Raw genomic sequence first — 19,269 nt, 5'->3', positions numbered from 1 at the left:
CGGCAAGCCGTCTTTCGCAAGAAGCACTGTTGACCAAACCGGCCGGATGCCGCACAGGCGGGGAGCCGGCAAAGGTCGCTTCGCGCGGTCCGGTCCTGTAAGCTGCGGCCCCTGACCGCCCCAACGACCAAGGACGACATGGTTCCTCTGCTCAAGACCAACGATATGGTCCTGATTTCCTATGTCGAGGCGCTTCTGGACGAGGCCGGCATCGGCCATCTCGTGCTCGACGGCAACATGAGCATCCTGGAAGGCTCGATCGGCATCATCGCCCGCCGGGTGATGGTCACCGAGGACGACCTCGATGCGGCCGTTCGCCTCATGCGCGAGGCCGACCTTGCCCATGAACTGGACGCCGACACGCTGGCCCGCCACGCAAGGGCCGGCGGGAGCGAGGCCCCGTGAGCGGCGACAGTCAGGACGCGGCCGAGGTCGAAGCCCCGCCCGCGCCGGGGTCCATTACGCCGGGACCTGTCGAGCAGGCCTTGCAGGAGAGCGCGGAGATCACCCGGGACGCCTTTCTCGGCGGGCTGGTGCAGGTGCTGCAGCCGGCGCGCGGCGCCCACCGCGCCGGGCTGGACGCGGTCTATCTGGCGGCCGCCGTGCCCCCGGCCACGCGCGGGCGCGTCGTCGATCTCGGCTCGGGCGTCGGCACCGCCGGCTTTTGCCTCGCCGCGCGCCTGCGCGAGGTGGAGGTGGTGCTGGTCGACCGCGACCGGGCGGCGCTCGATCTGGCGCAGCAGGCGCTAGCCCTCCCCGACAATGCCGGTTTCGCGCCAAGGGTCACCATCCTGGAAGCGGACATTGCCGCGCGCGGGCGCGAGCGCCACGCCGCCGGCCTGACGCCCGGCCTTGCCGACCATGCCATCATCAACCCGCCCTACTATGCCGACGGGCGCTTCCGCGCCTCGCCCGCCGCCCCGCGCGCCGGGGCGCATGTGCTGGACACGCGCGGGCTTGAGCCCTGGGTGCGGGTCGCAACCGACATCGTGCGCGAGGGCGGCACGCTGACCATGATCTTCCGCGCCGACGGGCTGGCCGAGATCCTGCAGCTCCTGCCCGGCCGCTTCGGCGCCATCGACATCATTCCGCTGCGCCCGCGCCCTGAGGCCGCGGCAACCCGCATCCTGGTGCGCGCCGTGCGGGCGAGCCGGGCGCCGCTGCGCCTCTTGCCGGGCTTCGTGCTGCACGAAGGCGCCGGCTCCGATTTCACCCCCGAGGCGCGCGCGATCATGCGCGACGGCGCCGGCCTGCCGCCGCCCCCGCCCCGTTGAGGGGACCGACGCCGACGGGGTGCCGATCCGTCAGTGGATCGGGAACTCCGCGTCGAGGATGCGCCAGTCGCTCGGCCCGATCAGGTCGCGATGGGAAATGCGCACCGAATGCAGCCGGCCCTCGATGTCGCGCTCCCAGAACCGCAGGAAGCGGCTGAGCTCGGGGAAGGTCGGCGCCTTGTCCAGCGTCTGCCAGAGGAAGGTCTGCAGCAGCCGCGGATGGTCGGGCATGTGATAGAGGATCTGGGCCGTGAGCAGGCCGTAGCCCTCGAGCTGGCGGGAAAAATCCGATGAGATCATGACCGGAACCTTTCGTAGCCTCTCCCTGCGTCAAGTGTCCGCAGGTGACGGTTAAGGGAGGGTTAATTGGGGGGTTAACCCAAGCGTTCCGCCGCCAACCCTCCCCCTTGGCCCTAAGGACACCTGACAAGCCCGGCCCGCCCGCACTATGGTGCGGGAAACAGCCCGGCGCGAAAGACGCGCGGGCACGCAAGGACCAGGAGCCCAGATGACCGCGCAGCCCCTCCCGGACACAATCGACGCGACGCGCGCCCTGCTCGACGGCCAGGGCTATGTCGCCGACCGCTCGCTGGCGACCGTGCTGCTGCTGGCGCTCAAGCTGAAACGGCCGCTGTTCCTGGAAGGCGAGGCCGGCGTCGGCAAGACCGAGATCGCCAAGGTGCTGTCGCAGGCGCTGGGGCGCGAGCTGATCCGCCTGCAATGCTACGAGGGGCTGGACGTCTCCACCGCCGTCTATGAATGGAACTACGCCGCGCAGATGGTCGAGATCCGCGTGTCGGAAGCCGCCGGCGACACCGATCACGATGAATTGTCCAGATCGGTCTTCGCCGAACGCTTCCTGATCAAGCGCCCGGTGCTGAAGGCGCTGGAGCCGTCGCTCGCCGGTCCGCCGGTGTTCCTGATCGACGAGCTCGACCGGGCCGACGAGGCGTTCGAGGCCTTCCTGCTGGAAGTGCTGTCGGACAACCAGGTGACGATCCCGGAACTGGGCACGATCCGCGCGCAGGAGCCGCCCATCGTCATCATCACCACCAACCGCACCCGCGAGATCCACGACGCGCTGAAGCGGCGCTGCCTCTATCACTGGGTCGACTATCCGGACGCGGAGCGCGAGCTGGAGATCGTCCGCCGCAAGGTGCCGGGCGCCGGCGAGCGGCTGGCGAGCGAACTCGTCGCCTTCGTGCAGGCGCTGCGCACGGACGAGGACCTGTTCAAGCAGCCGGGCGTTGCCGAAACGCTGGACTGGGCGACCGCGCTGACCGAGCTGGACCAGATCGCGCTGGACCCGGACATGGTCTCCGACACGCTGGGCGTGCTGCTGAAATACCAGGACGACATCGAGCGCGTGCGCGGCTCGCGCGCCCGCAAGATGATCGAGGACATCCAGCACGCCTATGACCGCAGGGCAAGCGGGCAGGACTGAGCCGATGACCGACGACCTCGCGACGCTGCGGGAGCAGGCCGGCGGGCGCATCGCCGACAATATCGTGCAGTTCGCCCGGACCCTGCGCCGCGCCGGCCTGCCGGTCGGCCCGGCCAGCGTCGTCGATGCGGTGCGCGCGGTCGAGGTCGCCGGCCTGCGCAGCCGCGAGGACCTCTACTGGACGCTGCACGCGGTCTTCGTGCGCAAGCGCGAGCAGCGCGCCGTCTTCGACGAGGCCTTCCGCATCTACTGGCGCTCGCGCGGGCTGATCGAGAAGCTGCTGTCGATCCTCTCGCCGGTGGCGCCGGCGCGCGCCGCGCCGGACAAGCCCAAGGCCGGCCAGACCCGCGTCGCCCAGGCGTTTCAGGCAACGCGCGAGCGCCAGCCGCAGCACGAGCGCGAGGAAGTGGTGGTCGACGCCCGCTTCACCGTGTCGGGCCGCGAGCTGCTGCAGCGCAAGGACTTCGCCCAGATGAACGCGGCCGAGATCCACGCCGCCAAGGACGCGCTGCGGCGCATGGTGCTGCCGATGGAGAAGGTGCGGCTGCGCCGGCTGGTCAGCGCGCCGCGCGGGCGCATCGACCCGCGCCGGACCTTGCGCGCCTCGCTGCGCACCGGCGGCGACATGATCGAGCTGCGCCACCGGCGCCACGACCTGAAGCGCCCGCCGATCGTCGCGCTTTGCGACATTTCCGGCTCGATGAGCCAGTACACCCGCATCCTGCTGCATTTCATGCATGCGCTGACCGAGGAGCGGCGCAACGTCCACACCTTCCTGTTCGGCACCAGGCTGACCAATGTCACGCGGCAATTGCGGATGAAGGACCCGGACGAGGCGCTCGCCGCCTGCACCCAAGGGGTGGAGGACTGGTCCGGCGGCACCCGCATCGCCACCGCGCTCGCCGCCTTCAACCGGCACTGGTCGCGCCGGGTGCTGTCCGGGGGCCCCATCGTGCTGCTCGTCACCGACGGGCTGGAGCGCGACAGCGACGAGGACCTGGAGCGCGAGATCGACCGGCTGCACCGCTCCTGCCGGCGGCTGATTTGGCTGAACCCGCTGCTGCGCTTCGAGGGGTTCGAGGCGCGGGCGAGAGGCGTGCGGGCGATGCTGCCGCATGTCGACGAGTTCCGCGCCGTGCATTCGCTGGAGGCGGTGGCGGACCTGTGCACCGCGCTCAGTGGCGGGCGCGGGCGCGGCGGCCAGATGACCGATCCGCGCGCCTGGCTGCGCCGGGCAGACGCGCATGCGGCGCAGGACGCGGCGCGGCTGGCGGCGCCCTGACCCGCTACCCGAAGACCCGCTACCCGAAGACCCGTTACCCGAAGATCAGGCGCCAGACCAGCGGCACCAGCAGCGCCGTGGCGATGGCATTGAGCCCCATGGCAAGGCCGGAAAAGGCGCCGGCGGTCTCGTTGACCAGCAGCGCGCGCGAGGTGCCGATGCCATGGGCGGCCGTGCCGATGGCAAAGCCGCGCGCCCGCCAGTCGCGAATGCGCGCCAGATCCAGCACCAGGGGCCCGAGCGCCGCGCCGAGGATGCCGGTGAGGATGACCAGGACGGCGGTGAGCGAGGGCAGCCCGCCGAGCGGCTCGGCAATGCCCATGGCGACCGGCGCGGTGGCGGATTTCGGCGCCAGCGAGGCCAGCGTCTGGCGCGAGGCGCCGAGCAGCGAGGCGACCGCCAGCGCCGAGAGCGCGGCGGTGAGCGAGCCGGCCAGCAGGCTGACGCCGATGGCCAGCGCCGAGCGGCGCACCCGCGCGAACTGGCGATAGAGCGGAATGGCGAGCGCCACCGTCGCCGGCCCCAGCAAAAAGTGCACGAACTTGGCGCCGTCGAAATAGACCGGATAGGCGGTGCCGCTGACAAGCAGCACGGCGCCGATCAGCAGCACCGCCACCAGCACCGGATTGACCAGGGGGTGAAAGCCGGCCCGGCGGTAGAGGAAGAAGCCGAGCTGATAGGCGGCAAGGGTGAGCGTCAGCGCAGCAAGCGGGCTCGCCGAGAGATAGACCCAGATCTGCGATAGCGGCTCGCTCATGGCGCGCCTGCCTCGGGACCGGAGGGGCCGTCCGCCTCCCGCCGCGCCAGCCGGCTCATGACAAGGCCGGTGACCAGCACCGTCAGCAAGGTGGAGACGACGAGCGCGGCGGTGATCGCCAGCCCCTCGCGCCCGATCAGGCCGAGATGCACGACGACGCCGACGCCGGCCGGCACGAAGAGCAGCGCAAGGTTCTTGAGCAGCGCATCGCCGACCCGGCCGAGATCCTCCCCCACCCCGCCGCGGACGGCGAGCAGCAGGAACAGAAGGATCATGCCGAGCACCGGGCCGGGCACCGGCAGCCCGCCCGCCGTGACCGCAAGTTCGCCGGCAAGCTGGCAGCACAATATCAGCGTCAGGGCCCCGATCATTCGCCCGATCCCCCAATCTTCGATCCGCCCACAGTGCCCCCACAGTGCAGGCCCGCCGTCCCGCCGGCAAGGCCCGCGCGCGCGGCGCACCGCTGTCGCAGGGGAAGCGGAAGGTTCTCGGGAAAATTACGTAAATGTGAACAGTCGAGAGAAGGCAGAGCCGGGAGAAGGACTTGATCGCACCAAGACCGTCGCCATGTCTTTTTCAGCGAAAGCGGAGAAAGCGCAGACAGATCGCTGGACGGACGAGATGCGACTGACCGAGCCCCATGACCCTGCCCGACCCCGGCGCGCGAGGATGCTGCTGCCGGCGCTGATCGTCTTCGTGCTCGGCGCCGCGACCTTGATGGTGCTCGGCGCCGGCCTCGTCGACATGACGCGCAAGGACGCGACGCTGGCCCGGCCGATGGAGACGGCGCCCCCGGCGCGGCTCGGCTGACGGAAGCGTCAGTTGACCGCGATCAGTTGACGGCAATCACTGGCGTGTTGACGCCGACCCGGCGGAACAGGTCGGCGATGTCGCGATTGTGCATGCGGATGCAGCCATAGGACACCGGACGGCCGATCGAGTCCGGCCGGTTGGTGCCGTGGATGGCGTATTCGCCCCCGGCGAGCGTCATCGCGGCAACGCCCATCGGATTGTTCGGCGCCCCGCCCGCGATCACCGCCGGCAGATGCGGCAGGTCGCGCTTGACGTCGGCGGGCGGTGCCCAGGCCGGACGCACATGCATGCCGGTGATATAGGTGCGGCCCGCCCAGGCCTTGCCGCGCTTGCCCACCGCCACCGAATAGCGCAGGGCGGTGCCGCCCGGCTGCACCAGATAGAGCCGCTTCTCGCTGTTGCGGATGACGATGGTGCCCGGCGCGACACGGACGTCGGCAAAGGCGACGACTTCCGGCGCGGCCCATGCCGAATGGCTCCACAGCGCCACCCCGATCGCCATGTAGATGGCGACCATCCCCCAGACCACCTTGCCCATCGCCCACTCCGGTATTGGTTTACCGAATATTTACGCATTGGCGCTGGCGGTTAAAGGGTTTGCGGGAATCGCCGCCGCGAATCGATTCGCATGGTTACCGGTTAAGGTTTACGCGCCGGCCGAACTTGAGGTCCGAAACACGAAAAACCCCGCCCGGACGAACCGGGCGGGGCGAAAATCAGCAGTGAGCCGAAAGGCTTACTGCATGTAGTCGTAGTTGCCGTCCTTCCACTCGTAGAAGACGTAGCCCGGCAGGGTCACGTCGCCGACGTCGTTGAAGGAGAGGTTGCCGAGAACGGTGGCGAACTCCATCTCGTTCAGCTTGCCGACCACCGCGTCGAAGTCGGTGGAACCGGCGGCCTTGGCGGCCTCGGCCCAGGCCTGGATCGCGGCATAGGTGTAGAGCGAGTAGCCCTCGGCGGTGCGGCCGGCGGCCTCAAGCGCGGCGACGACCGGCGCGGCAACCTCGCTCTTGCGCGGATCCGGCGAGAAGGTCATCAGCGTGCCGGCACCGACATCGCCGGTGATCGACCAGTACTCGTCGGTGACCAGCGCGTCGCCGGAGACGAGGATGGTGGCCATGCCCTGCTCGGCCATCTGGCGCTTGATGAGGCCGGCTTCCGTGTGGTAGCCGCCGACATAGAGCACGTCGATGTTCTCGGACTTCAGCTTGGAGACGAGCGCGGTGTAGTCCTTCTCGCCGGCCGTATAGGCCTCGTAGAGGGCTTCCTGCTTGCCGGCCTCGTTCATGTACTTCTTGGTCTCGTCGGCAAGGCCTTTGCCATAGGCGGTCTTGTCGTGGATGATGGCGATGTTCTTGTCGCCGAACTTCTCGGCGAGGAAGGCACCGGCCACCTGGCCCTGCTGGTCGTCACGGCCGCAGGTGCGGAACACGCCCGGACCCGGACGCTCGTCGGTGAACTTCGGGTTGGTCGAGGCCGGAGAGATCTGGACGATGCCCTCCTCGGCATAGACCTGGCTCGCCGGGATCGACGACCCCGAGCAGAAGTGACCGGCGACGAAGACGACGCCCGAGCCGACGAACTGGTTGGCAACCGCCACGGCCTGCTTCGGATCGCAGGCATCGTCACCGACCTGCAGCACCAGCTTCTCGCCGTTGATGCCGCCCGCCGCGTTGATGTCCTCGATCGCCTGCTCGGCACCGGCCTTCATCTGCGCGCCGAACGAGGCGTACTGGCCGGTCATCGGACCGGCGGTCGCGATGACGATGTCGGCCATCGCCGCGCTCGACAGGCCGAGGCCCGCGACGGTGGCAACGCTCGCCAAAAGAAGCTTCTTCATAAGGTACTCTCCCCTTGCTCCAGATGCATTCCCGGTCCACCCCGGACCGGTGCTGAACCACTCTGGTCGTGCGGGCTTTGCGCCCGCTGCCGCCCCTTCCGGAGCGGCCATGTACCGAAACACTATCGCCTTTTTCGGCAAAGTCGAGCGTTTCGGATTCCGCGGCGGAAAGGCGCACCCTCCCGCGAAACGTGCCCTGTCAGGCGATGCTGTCGTCCGCCCCCGGACGCAGCCGCCAGCCGAACGGGCCGGTCTTCTCGTAGAGCCAGCGATACTGGCTGGTCATCTGGTTGGTGCGCGTCACCCGCCAGCCGGCGAGCGCCAGCGCCACCAGATAGACGAAGGCGATCAGCCAGTGCTGCACCGACAGCAGCGTGCCGCCATACAGCGCGAAGCTGAGGAAGCGCACCGCCAGCGACAGCAGGAAAATGAACCAGACCAGGACGAACAGCGGACGCCAGGTCAGGGCACAGGCCCGGCCCGTCGACCAGGCGGCGGCGCCGCCGAGCACCAGGGTCAGGATGATGAACCCCGCAAGGGTCGTGTCATAGAGGAATCCCATCAGGACCTCCCGTTGGCCGCCGGCCCGGCCCCATGGGGCGCAGGTGCCGGCGAGAATGAGAACACGGGTTCGGGCCGCCGGGCCGAGGCGCCGGCGGCCGCCGGATCAGTGCCGGCCGCCTTCGAGATAGGCCGCCTTGACCTCTTCCCTCGACAGCAGCTCCTTGCCGGTGCCCGACATGGTGATGACGCCGTTGACCATCACATAGCCGCGATGCGCCAGCTTGAGGGCGTGATAGGCGTTCTGCTCGACCAGGAAGACGGTGAGGCCCTCCTTGCGGTTCAGCTCGGCGATGGCGTCGAAGATCTGCTTGACGATCAGCGGCGCCAGGCCGAGGGACGGCTCGTCGAGCAGCAGCAGCCGCGGCCGGCCCATCAGGGCGCGGGCGATCGCCAGCATCTGCTGCTCGCCGCCCGACAGCGTGCCGCCGCGCTGCTCCCGCCGCTCCTTGAGACGGGGAAACAGGGCGAAGACCTTTTCCAGATCGCCGGAAAAGTGCTTCGGGTCGACCACCGCCGCGCCCATCTGCAGGTTCTCCATCACCGACATACGCGGGAAGATGCGGCGACCTTCCGGCGACTGGGCGATGTCCATCCGCATGATCTCGTGCGTCGGCATGCGGGTGATGTCGATGCCGTTGTAGTGGATCGAGCCGTTGCGCGCCTGCGGCGTGCCGCAGATCGTCATCATCAGGGTCGACTTGCCGGCGCCGTTGGCGCCGATCAGGGTGACGATCTCGCCCTCGTTGACATCCATGTCGACGCCGCGCAGCGCGACGATCTTGCCGTAATAAGTCTCGACACCGCGAATCTGGAGGAGGGGTTGGTTCTCGCTCACAGGCCCACCTCTTCTTCCACCTGTTCGACCTCGTCATCGGCAACGCCGAGATAGGCGGCAATGACCTTCGGGTCGTTCTTCACTTCGTCCGGCGTGCCGTCGGAGATCTTCTCGCCATAATCAAGCACCACCACATGGTCGGAAATCTCCATGACCACCGACATGTCGTGCTCGATCAGCAGCACCGAGGTCTTGTGCTCGTCGCGGATGTAATGCAGCAGCGTGTTCAGCTCCGCGCTCTCGCGCGGATTGAGGCCCGCCGCCGGCTCGTCGAGGCACAGCAGCTCCGGCATGGTGCACATGGCGCGGGCGATCTCGAGCCGCCGCTGGTCGCCATAGGGCAGGTCCGCCGCCGGCGCGTCGGCCCGGTCGATCAGGTTGGTGCGCTCGAGCCAGTACTTGGCCCGCTCCACCGCGCCGGCCTCCGCCTTGCGGAAACCGCCGATGCCGAGCAGGCCGCCGACGGTGTAGCCGGAGGCCACCATCAGCGGGTTGTGCTGCGCCACCATCAGGTTTTCCAGCAAGGTCATGCCGCCGAACAGACGGATGTTCTGGAAGGTGCGCGCGACCCCGGCCTCGGCCGAGATCTTGAAGTCGGGCATCCGCTCCAGCAGGTAGTGCTCGCCGGTGCGCCGCTTCATGGTGATGCGCCCCTCGGTCGGCTTGTAGAAGCCGGTGGCGCAGTTGAAGACCGTGGTCTTGCCGGCGCCGTTGGGTCCGATCAGGGCGGTGATGTCGCCGCGCCCGACATTGAACGAGAGGTCGTGCACCGCGATCAGGCCGCCGAAGCGCATGGTCACGTGTTCGATGCGAAGAACGGGATCGTTGTTCCAGCGGGTCATCCGTGGCCCTCCTGAACCAGATCGGCGGAAATGCCCTTGGCCTTCTTGCGGTCAAGCGCGATGGAGGGAGCGCGGGTCGAGATCAGGCCGCGCGGCTTCCACACCATGATGACGACCATCAACAGGCCGAACACCAGCATCCGGTACTCCTCGAACTGACGGAAGAACTCGAAGCCGCCGATCATCACCACCGCGGCGATGACGACGCCGATCTGCGAGCCGAGGCCGCCGAGCACGACGATCGCCAGGATCACCGCCGATTCGATGAAGGTGAAGCTCTCCGGCGACACGAAGCCCTGGCGGGTGGCGAAGAAGGAGCCCGCGAAGCCGCCGAACATGGCGCCGATCGCGAAGGCGGTCAGCTTGGTGTTGGTGGTGTTGATGCCGAGCGAGCGGCAGGCGATCTCGTCCTCGCGCAAGGCCTCCCAGGCCCGCCCGACCGGCAGCTTGCGCAGCCGCATGGTGACGAAATTGGTCACCAGCGCCATCACCAGGATCAGGTAGTAGAGGAAGACGATGCGGTGGATGGAGTTAAACTCCAGCCCGAAGAAGTGGGCAAAGCCGCCCTCGCCGCGCTCGAACTCCAGGCCGAAGAAGCTCGGACGGGGAATGCCGGAGAGCCCGTTCGGCCCGCCGGTGAACTCGTACCAGTTGAGCAGCACCACGCGGATGATCTCGCCGAAGGCCAGCGTCACGATGGCGAGATAGTCGCCCCGCAGACGCAGCACCGGGAAGCCGAGGATGATGCCCCAGAAGGCGGCGAGGATGCCCGCGAGCGGCAGGCAGATCCAGAACGAAAAGCCGAAATACTGGGCCAGCAGCGCGTAGGAATAGGCGCCGACCGCGTAGAAGGCGACATAGCCGAGGTCGAGCAGGCCGGCGAGGCCGACCACGATGTTGAGCCCCCAGCCGAGCATCACATAGGTGGTGACGAGGATCGCCAGGTCCAGATACTGCCGCGAGCCGCGCGTGCCGAGGAAATACATCAGCAGGAACGGCAGGGTCACGGCGAGCAGGAACAGCAGCGGCGTGATCAGGTGGGAGAAGCGGGAGGCGGACGCCTGGCTGGGCACCAGCCCGCTCAGGAAGCCGGTGACCGGCCTCTCGCTCTTCCAGACGAAGAGATTGAGCGCCAACCGGCCGAAGAAGACGATGCCGACGGCGATGGCGACGGCGCTCCAGCGGTACTGGATCGACAGTCCGCCGATCCCGACCTCGGTCTTCATGCCGATGAGCATGGCGAACAGGCCGAAAGCGACCAGCGCGCCCAGGGCGGCGTCCTTCACGGAGCCGGCGAGCAAATCCTGTTTCTGTGCGGCCATGGTCTCAGACCTTCTCGACTTCGGGTTTGCCCAGGAGCCCCTCGGGCATGAAGATCAGCACGATGGCAAGGATCGAGAACGCGGCGACATCCTTGTATTCAAGGGAGAAGTAGCCGGACCAGAAGGTCTCGATGAGGCCGATCAGCAGACCGCCGAGCATGGCGCCGGGCAGCGAGCCGATGCCGCCGAGCACGGCCGCGGTGAAGGCCTTAACGCCGGCCAGGAAGCCGATATAGAAGTCGATGACGCCATAATAGAGCAGGAACATCAGGCCGGCGACGGCGGCCAGCGACGCACCCATGACGAAGGTCAGCGAGATCGTCCGGTCGACATTGACGCCGAGCAGCGCCGCCATCTTGCGGTCCTGTTCGCAGGCCCGCTGGGCGCGGCCGAGCGGCGTCCTGGTGATCAGGAAGGTGAAGCCGGCCATCAGCAGCACCGTCGCGACGATGATCAGGATCTGCATATAGCTGATCTGGACGACGAAATTGCCGCCGGGACCGACCGTCTCCCACAGCTTGATATTGCCGCCCAGCAGCGGCTGCAGCGGCTTGGTGCGCGCGCCCTGCGAGATCTGCACGAAGTTCTGCAGCGCGATCGAGGCGCCGATGGCGGTGATCAGCGGCGCCAGACGGAAGGAGCCGCGCAGCGGCCGGTAGGCGATCCGCTCCACCGTCCAGCCCCAGACGGCGGTCAGCGCCATGGCGATGACCAGCACCAGGCCGAGCGCCAGGATCAGCAGCAGCAAGGGCGTCGCCGCGGTGATGCCGAGCGCGATGATGACGATGAGCGCGATGAAGGATCCGACCATGAAGATATCTCCATGGGCGAAGTTGATCATGCCGATGATCCCGTAGACCATCGTGTAGCCAATGGCGATCAGGCCGTAGATCGACCCGAGCGTTACGCCATTGATCAATTGCTGGATAAAGTAGTCCATAGGCCCTGTGGTCCCCCTGAAGGACTGGCGGCTTCGCCGTTCTCAGTCCGCAGCACCGCCGACAGTGCGGCTGTGCATGATGTCATTTCCTTACCAAGCCCCTGTGGGCGGCACAATTCCCCTCGAAATCCGGCACTTAGAAAAGAACATCTTTCCTCTTGCCCGGCAAACGGAATGCGATTGTTCCTCCACTGCGCCGCAAGGCGTCCCCGCGCGGAAAATACCGTCCGGCGACGCGCCGCGGCGCGCGAGGCGCGCCCGGCAGGAAGCGGACAGATCCATGGCGGGATATCGAAGCGGCTGCGTGGCTCCTCCCTGCGCACCGTTAACGTTGGGGAAAAAAGTCACAAGGAAACGACAGTTTCAATTGAAACTTACCGACATGATCGTTAGAAAATCTAACAATGAACATCGGCAACCTCCCTCCCCTCAATGCGCTCAGGGCCTTGGCCGCCCTCGCCCAGACCGGCCGGGTCGGCCTGGCCGCCGACGAACTCGGCGTCACCCATGCCGCCGTCAGCCATCATCTGCGCAATCTGGAGGACTGGTTCGGCGTCGCCTTGGTCCGGCGCGTCGGACGCCGCGTCGAGCTGACGGCGGAGGCCGAGCGCATCGCCGACGCGACCCAGGGCGCGCTGCAGCGCATCGGCGAGGTCTGCCACGACGTGCTGGAAACGGTGCGCCGGCCGGAACTGTCCATCGCCTGCGTGCCCTCCTTCGGCACGCGCTACCTGATCCCCCGTCTCGTCGACTTCGCGGAAGTGGCGCCGAACCTGCGGCTCAGCCTGCTCTACGCCCAGCACGGGCTGGCACAGGACGCCGACATTTCGATCGACTGGTTCGACACGCCGCCGGTGGCCGAGCGCTACGCGGTGCGGCTGCGGCTCCTGTCCGGCCACACGCGGCCGGTCTGCAGCCCGGCGCATCTCGCCGCGCACGGCCCCTTCGACACGCCGGAAAAGCTCGCCGGCGCCCGCCTGCTGCATGACGAGACCCGCAAGGACTGGCGCGACTGGCTGGCGGAAAACGGCCTGCCGCAGGACCTCGCCGGCCAGGGCCCGGTGTTCAGCGACTTCAACCTTTTGGTCAGCGCCGTCGTCGCCGGCCACGGGGTGGCGCTCTGCGTCGAAACGATGATCGAGGCGGAGCTGCAGCGCGGCGACCTGATCCCGCTCACCGACACGCTGGGCAGCCGCGACCGCGGCTACTGGCTGACCGCCACCCAGCCGCCGGGCCCGGCCGCCCAGAGCTTCATCGCGTGGATCGCCGAGCGCATGCCCGGCGGCGTCGCCGGCACGCCGGACCCCGGACGCGCCGAAAATCCGCACGCCGCCCCGTGAAACCACTTCGAAACCGCCCTAGGTTAGCATCACGCTTGAAAGGCGCAGGCCTTGGCGCAGCAACAGGGACGGGCACGGTCGGGCCATCAGCATGGCCGCTAGGACCGGAGGGGACGACATGACGAACAGCTCGGCCTTCAGGACGGGAGGCATCGGCGGCGACGGCGCGCAGCCGGTCGACCGCTTCGCCTTTCGCGAGGCGATGAGCCGGCTCGGCGCCGCCGTCCACATCGCCACCACCGACGGGCCGGCCGGACGCGGCGGCACCACCGTCTCGGCCGTCACCTCGGTCTCCGACGCCCCGCCGACGGTGCTGGTCTGCGTCAACCGTCAGGCCCGCATCAACGCGGCGATCAAGGCCAACGGCCTCTTCGCCATCAACACGCTGCCGGCCGAGGCGCAGGAGCTGTCCGACGCCTTCGCCGGCAAGGGCGACCTTGGCTTCGACGACCGATTCGCGCTGGCCGACTGGCACAGGCTGGTGACCGGCTCGCCGATCCTGCGCGGGGCGCGCGTCGCGCTCGACTGCCGGGTGACCGAGGTCAGCGAGATCGGCACCCATTCGGTGATCTTCGGCGAGATCGTCGGCATCGAGCTCGGCGCGCGCGGGCCGGCGCTGATCTATCTCGACCGCGCCTATCACCGCATCTGACGCGCCCCAACCGGACGAGGCTTCCTTGCGCAACCTGATCACCGACGTGCCCGGCCTTGCGGTCGGCAATGCCGCCTGCGAGCGCCTGAAATCCGGCGTCACCGTGCTTGTCGCCGACGCGCCGCTGCGCGCCTCCGTGGCGATCCATGGCGGGGCGCCGGGCACCCGCGAGGCGGCCCTCCTCGATCCGCGCTTCACGGTGGAGAGCGTCGACGCGCTGGTGCTGTCGGGCGGCTCGGCCTTCGGGCTCGATGCGGCCTCCGGCGTGCAGATGGCGCTGGCAGCGCAAGGGCGCGGCTTTGCGGTGGGCACGGCGCGCGTGCCGATCGTGCCGGGAGCGATCCTCTTCGACCTCTTGAACGGCGGCGACAAGGACTGGGGCGACACCAACCCCTATGGCGCGCTCGGCCGCAAGGCGCTGGCCGAGGCCGCGCCCGACTTCGAGATCGGCAGCCATGGCGCCGGCGCCGGCGCGACGACGGCAACGCTGAAAGGCGGCCTCGGCTCGGCCTCGGCGACGCTGTCGTCAGGGGCGACGATCGGCGCGCTGGTCGCGGTCAATGCGCTCGGCAGCGCGGTGCTGGGGGACGGCCCGCATTTCTGGGCCGCGCCCTTCGAGAAGGGGAGCGAATTCGGCGGCCTCGGCTGGCCGGCGGCACTGCCCGCCCTGCCCGACCGGCCGCGCACCAAGCTCGACGGCCTCAGCGAGGGGGCCAACACCACCATCGCCATCGTCGCGACGGACCTGGCGCTCTCCAAGGCCGAGCTGCAGCGGCTGGCGGTCGCGACCCATGACGGCTTCGCCCGCGCCCTGTGGCCGGCGCATACGCCGCTCGACGGCGACCTGATCTTCGCCGCCTCGACGGCGGCGCGCGAGATGCGCGATCCCCTCGCCGAGACGGTGGAGATCGGCGCGGTGGCCGCCGCGGTGATGAGCCGGGCGATCGCCCGCGCGGTCCATGCGGCCAGCCCCGCCCCCGGCGACCTGCTCCCGACCTGGGCTGAGCGCTTCGGCGGATAGAGCGAAAGGAACGCGGCGGATTACTCCGCCGCCTCCAGGATCGGCGCGCCCTCGCCCTGCGGCGCAAGCTGGGCGAGCAGCGCCGCGCGCCGGGCCATCGCCTTGGCGTGGTTCGCCTCCTTCACCGGCCCGAAGCCGCGCACCGTATCGGCAATGCGGGCAAGCTCCACCAGCAGGCCGTAATTCGCCGTGCCGACGAGGCCGGCGATGCGCCCGGCATCGGCAAGGCAGAGGCTGGCGAACTCCCGCTCCATCCGCCGCTCTTCGGTGCGGCCGAACGGATCGAAGGCGGTACCGCGCAGGCGCTTCGCCCTCGCCAGCAGGCGGAAGGCGGTGAAGATCCACGGGCCGAAGGCGATCTTGCGCGGACGCCCGGTGCGCGCATCGAGCGTGCGCGAGATCAGCGGCGGTGCCAAGAGCACCTTGAGCTTGCGCGGACTGTCGAACTGCGCCTCCAGCCGGGCGCGGAAGTCGGGCTGCGAATAAAGCCGCGCGACCTCGTACTCGTCCTTGTAGGCCATCGCCCGGTAAAGCCCCTCGGCGAGCGTGCGCGTCAGCCGCAAGGTGCCGTTGCCGGCACGCTCGTCGGCGGCGCGCACCTTCGCCACCGCCTCGCGGAAGCGCTGCGCGTAAGGCCCGTCCTGATAGGCGGCAAGCTCATTGCCGAGGAAGGCGATCCGCGTGTCGAGATCCATCTCCTTCGCCGGATCGACGGCATTCGCCGCCGGCAGCGCCGACAGGATCTTCTCCGGTGCTGCGAACAGCACCCGTCCGGCATGGAAGGCGGCAAGATTCTTGTCGACCGCCGCGCCGTTGAGGCGGATCGCGGTGTCGAGCGCGGAGGTCGAGAGCGGCAGGCGGCCGGCCTGATGCGCCATGCCGACCAGCATCATGTTGGCATAGATGGCATCGCCGAACAGCGCCTCGGCGATGCGGGCACTGTCATGGCCGGCGAACAGCGGGCAGGCCTCCTCCAGCGTCTTCAGCATCCGCGCCTCGTCGAAGGACAGCGTCTGCTTCATCACGAATTCGGCCGTCGGCGCGACCCGCGAATTGGCGAAGCCCGCCGTGCGCTGCCGGTCGATCAGCGCAAGCTGCTCGGCATTGGTCGCCACCACCATGTCGGAGGCGAGCAGCACGTCGAGGCTGGCGGTCGGGATGCGCGGCCCCTCGATGGCCCGGTCCGCGGTGGAAAAGCGCAGATGCGAGGTCACCGGGCCGCCCTTCTGGGCAAGGCCGGTCATGTCCAGCGTCGAGGCCTGCTTGCCGTCGACATGCGCGGCCATGGCGAGCACCGCCGCCGTGGTGGTGACGCCGGCCCCGCCAATGCCGGCGATCAGCAGGTTGAGCGTCGTCTCCAGCCCCGCGACCTCCGCCTCGGGCAGGTCGGCGATGAGCGCTGCAAGATCGAGCCCCGCCGCCGCGGCCCGGCGCAGCGAAGCGCCCTCCACCTCGACGAAGGACGGGCAGAAGCCCTTGGCGCAGGAAAAGTCCTTGTTGCAGGACGACTGGTTGATCCGCCGCTTCTCGCCGAAGGGCGTCGCCAGCGGCTCGACGGAGATGCAGTTCGACTGCACCGAACAGTCGCCGCAGCCCTCGCAGACCCGCTCGTTGATAAAGAGGCGCATGTCCGGATCGGCAAGGCTGCCGCGCTTGCGGCGGCGGCGCTTTTCGGCCGCGCAGGTCTGGTCGTAGATCAGCACGGTGACGCCGGCGACCTGTTGCAGCTCCTCCTGCACGCGCATCAGCTCGTCGCGGTGGAACACCTCGCTGCCCGGCGCAAGGTCATGGCGGCCGAGATAGGCGTCCGGCTCTTCGCTGACGACGACGACGCGCTCGACGCCCTCGGCCTCCAACTGCCGGGTGAGCTGCGGCACGGTCAGGGTGCCGTCGACCGGCTGGCCGCCGGTCATCGCCACCGCGTCGTTGTAGAGGATCTTGTAGGTGATCGGCACCCTGGAGGCGACGGCCTGGCGGATCGCCAGGATGCCGGAGTGGAAATAGGTGCCGTCGCCGACATTGGCGAAGACATGCCTGTCGCGGGCGAAATCGGCCTGGCCGACCCACAGCACGCCCTCGCCGCCCATGGCGATCTGGCCGTCGGTGGTGCGGCCCGGAATCTCGGTCATCGCATGGCAGCCGATGCCCGGCATGGCGCGCGCGCCCTCCGGCACCACGGTGGAGGAGGAATGCGGGCAGCCGGAACAGAAATACGGCACCCGCGCGGCCCGCTCGGCATGGCCCTGCGACCACATCACCTGCCGGTTCATCCGCTCGGCGACGGCGCGCATCTCGCCGGTGACGAAGTCATGCGGCAGGAAGGCGAGCAGCGCCGGGATGATCTCGGCGACGGCGAGTTCCAGGAGGTCGGAGAGGAAGGGGCTGCCATGCGGCGTCATCTTGCCCCAGATCGCCGGACGGGCATGGTCCGGCCAGCCATAGGCGATCTCCTTGATCTGCGGCTCGAGGAAGGCGCGCTTGTGCTCGACGACGAGCAGCCGCTCCAGCCCGCGGGCGAAATTCGACAGGCCGATCGGCTCCAGCGGCCAGGGCATCGCCACCTTGTAGAGGGCAAGGCCGATGTCGCGGGCCCGCTCCTCGGTGAGGCCGATCAGTTCGAACGCCTGGCGCAGGTCGCGATAGGCCTTGCCGGTGGCAACGATGCCGATGCGCGCCCGGCTGGCGCCGAAGGCGACGCGGTCGAGCCCGTTGGCCCGCACATAGGCGCGCGCCGCGGGAATGCGCACGTCGCGCAGCAGCCGCTCGGTCTCGAGGCGATTGCCGAGCAGCATCACCCGGTTGAGATCGTCGTGCCGGCGCGGGTCGCGGTCCTCGGGAACGACGAAATCGAGCCGCGTCGGATCGACCGAGATCGTCGCCGAGGCGTCCATCGTGTCGGCAAGGCAGATCAGCCCGCTCCACAGCCCGCTGAAGCGCGACAGCGCCAGGCCGTGCAGCCCGTAATCGAGCACGTCCTGGATGTCGGACGGGTTGAGCACCGGCATCTCGACATGCTGGAAGAAGAATTCCGACTGCGCCGGCAGGATCGAGGACTTGGCGAGATGATCATCGCCCGCCAGCGCCAGCACGCCGCCATGGGCCGCCGTGCCGCTGGCATTGGCCTGGCGCAGCACGTCGCCGGCCCGGTCGACGCCCGGCGCCTTGCCGTACCAGATGCCGAAGACGCCGTCATAGTCGCTGCCCTTGCCGTGATGGGCGACCTTCTGGCTGCCCCACACGGCGGTGGCGCCAAGCTCCTCGTTGACGCCGGGCTTGAAGATGATATCGCAAGGGGCAAGGTGGCGCCTTGCGCGGGTCAGCTCGGTGTCGAAGCCGGCGAGCGGCGAGCCGCGATAGCCGGAGACGAAACCGCCGGTCTTCAGCCCGCGCGCCCGGTCGCGCCGGGACTGGTCGAGCGCGAGGCGCACGAGGGCCTGGATGCCGGTCAGGTAGACACGGCCGCGATCGGCCACATATTTGTCGTCGAGGGAGACAGAGCGCGTGATGGCGTTCATGGGACGGCCTCCTCTTCCGTCGGGGTGGGTCCGCGCAAGGGGGCCGAAAGGCCCGCGCCCGGCGCAGTCTTCTACCCTCCAATATGCTCCTTCTTCCGGTGAAATTCTGTGCTATCCTGCCGCAAACAACCCATATAACGGCACGGAATTTCCCCTCGACACCACATGAGCGAAAAAAACCTTCTGGACCCTTCCGACATCCGCGTGCTGCAGATCCTGCAACGCGATGCCTCCCTCTCCATCGCCGAAGTCGCCCGCGAGGCGGGCATGAGCCAGACCCCCTGCTGGCGGCGCATCAAGAAGCTCAAGGAAAGCGGCGTCATCCGCCAGATCGTCGCGGTGGTCGACCGGGAAGCGGTCGGCCTCGGCTTCGTCGCCTATGCCTTCGTCAAGCTGGCGGTGCCCAGCCGCGAGAACATGGAAACCTTCGACAAGCTGCTGCAGCGCTGGCCGGAGGTGGTGATCTGCGAGCGCATCACCGGCGCGGTCGACTACCTGATCAAGGTCGTCGCCAGCGACATCAAGGCCTATGACGACTTCCTGCGGCTGAAGCTGCTCGACAACACGCTGGTTTCCGACGTGCAGTCGCGCATCGTCGTCAGCACGGTGAAGCACACGGTGGCGCTGCCGATTCGCGAGACGTGAGCGGCGGGGCTGCCGTTGCGGGCGGACGGGGAGAAGGGTCGGTGCGCCCTCGCCGACGCTCTGGCAGCCAATGGGCACTGGACTTGCTTCGCAAAAGTGGAGAGGGGTTTTGTTATCCGCCCATTTTTTCGAACTGGACGGGGCTGATGTATCCAAGCGCCGAGTGGCGTCTTGAGGGATTGT

The 19,269-nt window shown here is 68.6% G+C and carries 20 protein-coding genes; 9 read left to right on the top strand and 11 right to left on the bottom strand.

The features are described from left to right. The first annotated feature begins 138 nt into the window (after nt 1–138). Together P2PM1_RS02230 and P2PM1_RS02225 are read left to right on the top strand one after the other, a co-directional pair. Nucleotides 139–405, top strand: coding sequence for a DUF2007 domain-containing protein (locus tag P2PM1_RS02230; RefSeq protein WP_186386365.1), 267 nt, complete (start codon nt 139–141; stop codon nt 403–405). Next, nucleotides 402–1,274 (top strand): methyltransferase, encoded by an 873-nt coding sequence (locus P2PM1_RS02225; RefSeq protein ID WP_208985168.1) that lies wholly within the window; start codon nt 402–404, stop codon nt 1,272–1,274. The genes P2PM1_RS02230 and P2PM1_RS02225 overlap by 4 nt, the downstream gene beginning before the upstream one ends. A 30-nt stretch (nt 1,275–1,304) precedes the next feature. Here the strand turns inward: P2PM1_RS02225 and P2PM1_RS02220 are convergent, their stop codons facing one another. After that, nucleotides 1,305–1,574, bottom strand: coding sequence for an usg protein (locus P2PM1_RS02220; protein ID WP_186386364.1), 270 nt, complete (start codon nt 1,572–1,574; stop codon nt 1,305–1,307). Between the two features lie 208 nt (nt 1,575–1,782). Here P2PM1_RS02220 and P2PM1_RS02215 point away from each other — a divergent pair, with 208 nt between their 5' ends. Together P2PM1_RS02215 and P2PM1_RS02210 are read left to right on the top strand one after the other, a co-directional pair. Beyond that, nucleotides 1,783–2,718 (top strand): MoxR family ATPase, encoded by a 936-nt coding sequence (locus P2PM1_RS02215; protein ID WP_186397990.1) that lies wholly within the window; start codon nt 1,783–1,785, stop codon nt 2,716–2,718. Between the two features lie 4 nt (nt 2,719–2,722). Continuing rightward, nucleotides 2,723–4,000: a VWA domain-containing protein gene (locus P2PM1_RS02210; RefSeq protein WP_186397989.1), complete on the top strand. Its 1,278-nt coding sequence runs from the start codon at nt 2,723–2,725 to the stop codon at nt 3,998–4,000. 34 nt (nt 4,001–4,034) lie between these two features. On the opposite strand, the gene P2PM1_RS02205 is transcribed toward P2PM1_RS02210, so the two are convergent. Both P2PM1_RS02205 and P2PM1_RS02200 read right to left on the bottom strand, forming a co-directional pair. After that, the gene (locus tag P2PM1_RS02205; RefSeq protein WP_067216807.1) at nt 4,035–4,757 is read right to left on the bottom strand and encodes an LrgB family protein; all 723 of its coding nucleotides are present in this window, start codon (nt 4,755–4,757) and stop codon (nt 4,035–4,037) included. Further along, a complete protein-coding gene (locus P2PM1_RS02200; RefSeq protein ID WP_186397988.1) occupies nt 4,754–5,128 on the bottom strand; it encodes a CidA/LrgA family protein in 375 nt (124 codons plus the stop codon). The genes P2PM1_RS02205 and P2PM1_RS02200 overlap by 4 nt, the downstream gene beginning before the upstream one ends. Nucleotides 5,129–5,378: 250 nt before the next feature. On the opposite strand from P2PM1_RS02200, the gene P2PM1_RS02195 reads away from it, so the two are divergent. Then, entirely contained in the window at nt 5,379–5,567 is a 189-nt protein-coding gene (locus P2PM1_RS02195; RefSeq protein WP_186397987.1) for a hypothetical protein, read from the top strand. Nucleotides 5,568–5,589: 22 nt separating this feature from the next. Here the strand turns inward: P2PM1_RS02195 and P2PM1_RS02190 are convergent, their stop codons facing one another. The 7 genes from P2PM1_RS02190 to P2PM1_RS02160 all read right to left on the bottom strand — a co-directional run bounded on the left by P2PM1_RS02190 (nt 5,590) and on the right by P2PM1_RS02160 (nt 11,913). Next, nucleotides 5,590–6,072: a L,D-transpeptidase gene (locus tag P2PM1_RS02190; RefSeq protein ID WP_244301387.1), complete on the bottom strand. Its 483-nt coding sequence runs from the start codon at nt 6,070–6,072 to the stop codon at nt 5,590–5,592. A 234-nt stretch (nt 6,073–6,306) separates the two neighbouring features. Next, complete coding sequence (locus tag P2PM1_RS02185) at nt 6,307–7,410, bottom strand: branched-chain amino acid ABC transporter substrate-binding protein (RefSeq protein WP_186397985.1); 1,104 nt, start codon at nt 7,408–7,410, stop codon at nt 6,307–6,309. A 199-nt stretch (nt 7,411–7,609) separates the two neighbouring features. Next, complete coding sequence (locus P2PM1_RS02180; protein WP_186397984.1) at nt 7,610–7,972, bottom strand: DUF6867 family protein; 363 nt, start codon at nt 7,970–7,972, stop codon at nt 7,610–7,612. 105 nt (nt 7,973–8,077) lie between these two features. Then, entirely contained in the window at nt 8,078–8,809 is a 732-nt protein-coding gene (locus tag P2PM1_RS02175; RefSeq protein WP_186397983.1) for an ABC transporter ATP-binding protein, read from the bottom strand. Continuing rightward, complete coding sequence (locus tag P2PM1_RS02170) at nt 8,806–9,651, bottom strand: ABC transporter ATP-binding protein (protein ID WP_186397982.1); 846 nt, start codon at nt 9,649–9,651, stop codon at nt 8,806–8,808. The genes P2PM1_RS02175 and P2PM1_RS02170 overlap by 4 nt, the downstream gene beginning before the upstream one ends. Next, a complete protein-coding gene (gene livM, locus P2PM1_RS02165) occupies nt 9,648–10,973 on the bottom strand; it encodes a high-affinity branched-chain amino acid ABC transporter permease LivM (protein WP_186386353.1) in 1,326 nt (441 codons plus the stop codon). The genes P2PM1_RS02170 and livM overlap by 4 nt, the downstream gene beginning before the upstream one ends. Nucleotides 10,974–10,977: 4 nt before the next feature. After that, entirely contained in the window at nt 10,978–11,913 is a 936-nt protein-coding gene (locus tag P2PM1_RS02160) for a branched-chain amino acid ABC transporter permease LivH (protein ID WP_186386352.1), read from the bottom strand. Nucleotides 11,914–12,317: 404 nt separating this feature from the next. On the opposite strand from P2PM1_RS02160, the gene P2PM1_RS02155 reads away from it, so the two are divergent. The 3 genes from P2PM1_RS02155 (at nt 12,318) to P2PM1_RS02145 (ending at nt 14,926) form a co-directional block, all read left to right on the top strand. Continuing rightward, entirely contained in the window at nt 12,318–13,253 is a 936-nt protein-coding gene (locus P2PM1_RS02155; protein WP_186397981.1) for a LysR substrate-binding domain-containing protein, read from the top strand. A 118-nt stretch (nt 13,254–13,371) separates the two neighbouring features. Beyond that, on the top strand, nt 13,372–13,905 hold the full coding sequence (locus P2PM1_RS02150; protein WP_208985167.1) for a flavin reductase: 534 nt from the start codon (nt 13,372–13,374) through the stop codon (nt 13,903–13,905). Between the two features lie 25 nt (nt 13,906–13,930). Next, nucleotides 13,931–14,926: a P1 family peptidase gene (locus P2PM1_RS02145; protein WP_186397980.1), complete on the top strand. Its 996-nt coding sequence runs from the start codon at nt 13,931–13,933 to the stop codon at nt 14,924–14,926. A 20-nt stretch (nt 14,927–14,946) separates the two neighbouring features. Here P2PM1_RS02145 and P2PM1_RS02140 read toward each other — a convergent pair whose 3' ends face one another. Next, nucleotides 14,947–18,441, bottom strand: coding sequence for an indolepyruvate ferredoxin oxidoreductase family protein (locus P2PM1_RS02140; protein ID WP_186397979.1), 3,495 nt, complete (start codon nt 18,439–18,441; stop codon nt 14,947–14,949). 165 nt (nt 18,442–18,606) lie between these two features. Between P2PM1_RS02140 and P2PM1_RS02135 the strand changes: the two genes are divergently transcribed. Beyond that, the gene (locus tag P2PM1_RS02135; RefSeq protein ID WP_186386348.1) at nt 18,607–19,086 is read left to right on the top strand and encodes an Lrp/AsnC family transcriptional regulator; all 480 of its coding nucleotides are present in this window, start codon (nt 18,607–18,609) and stop codon (nt 19,084–19,086) included. The last annotated feature ends 183 nt before the right edge of the window (nt 19,087–19,269 follow it).

The organism is Stappia sp. P2PMeth1, assembly GCF_900185735.1.
GTDB lineage: Bacteria > Pseudomonadota > Alphaproteobacteria > Rhizobiales > Stappiaceae > Stappia.
This window is presented reverse-complemented; position numbering and strand designations above follow the sequence as displayed.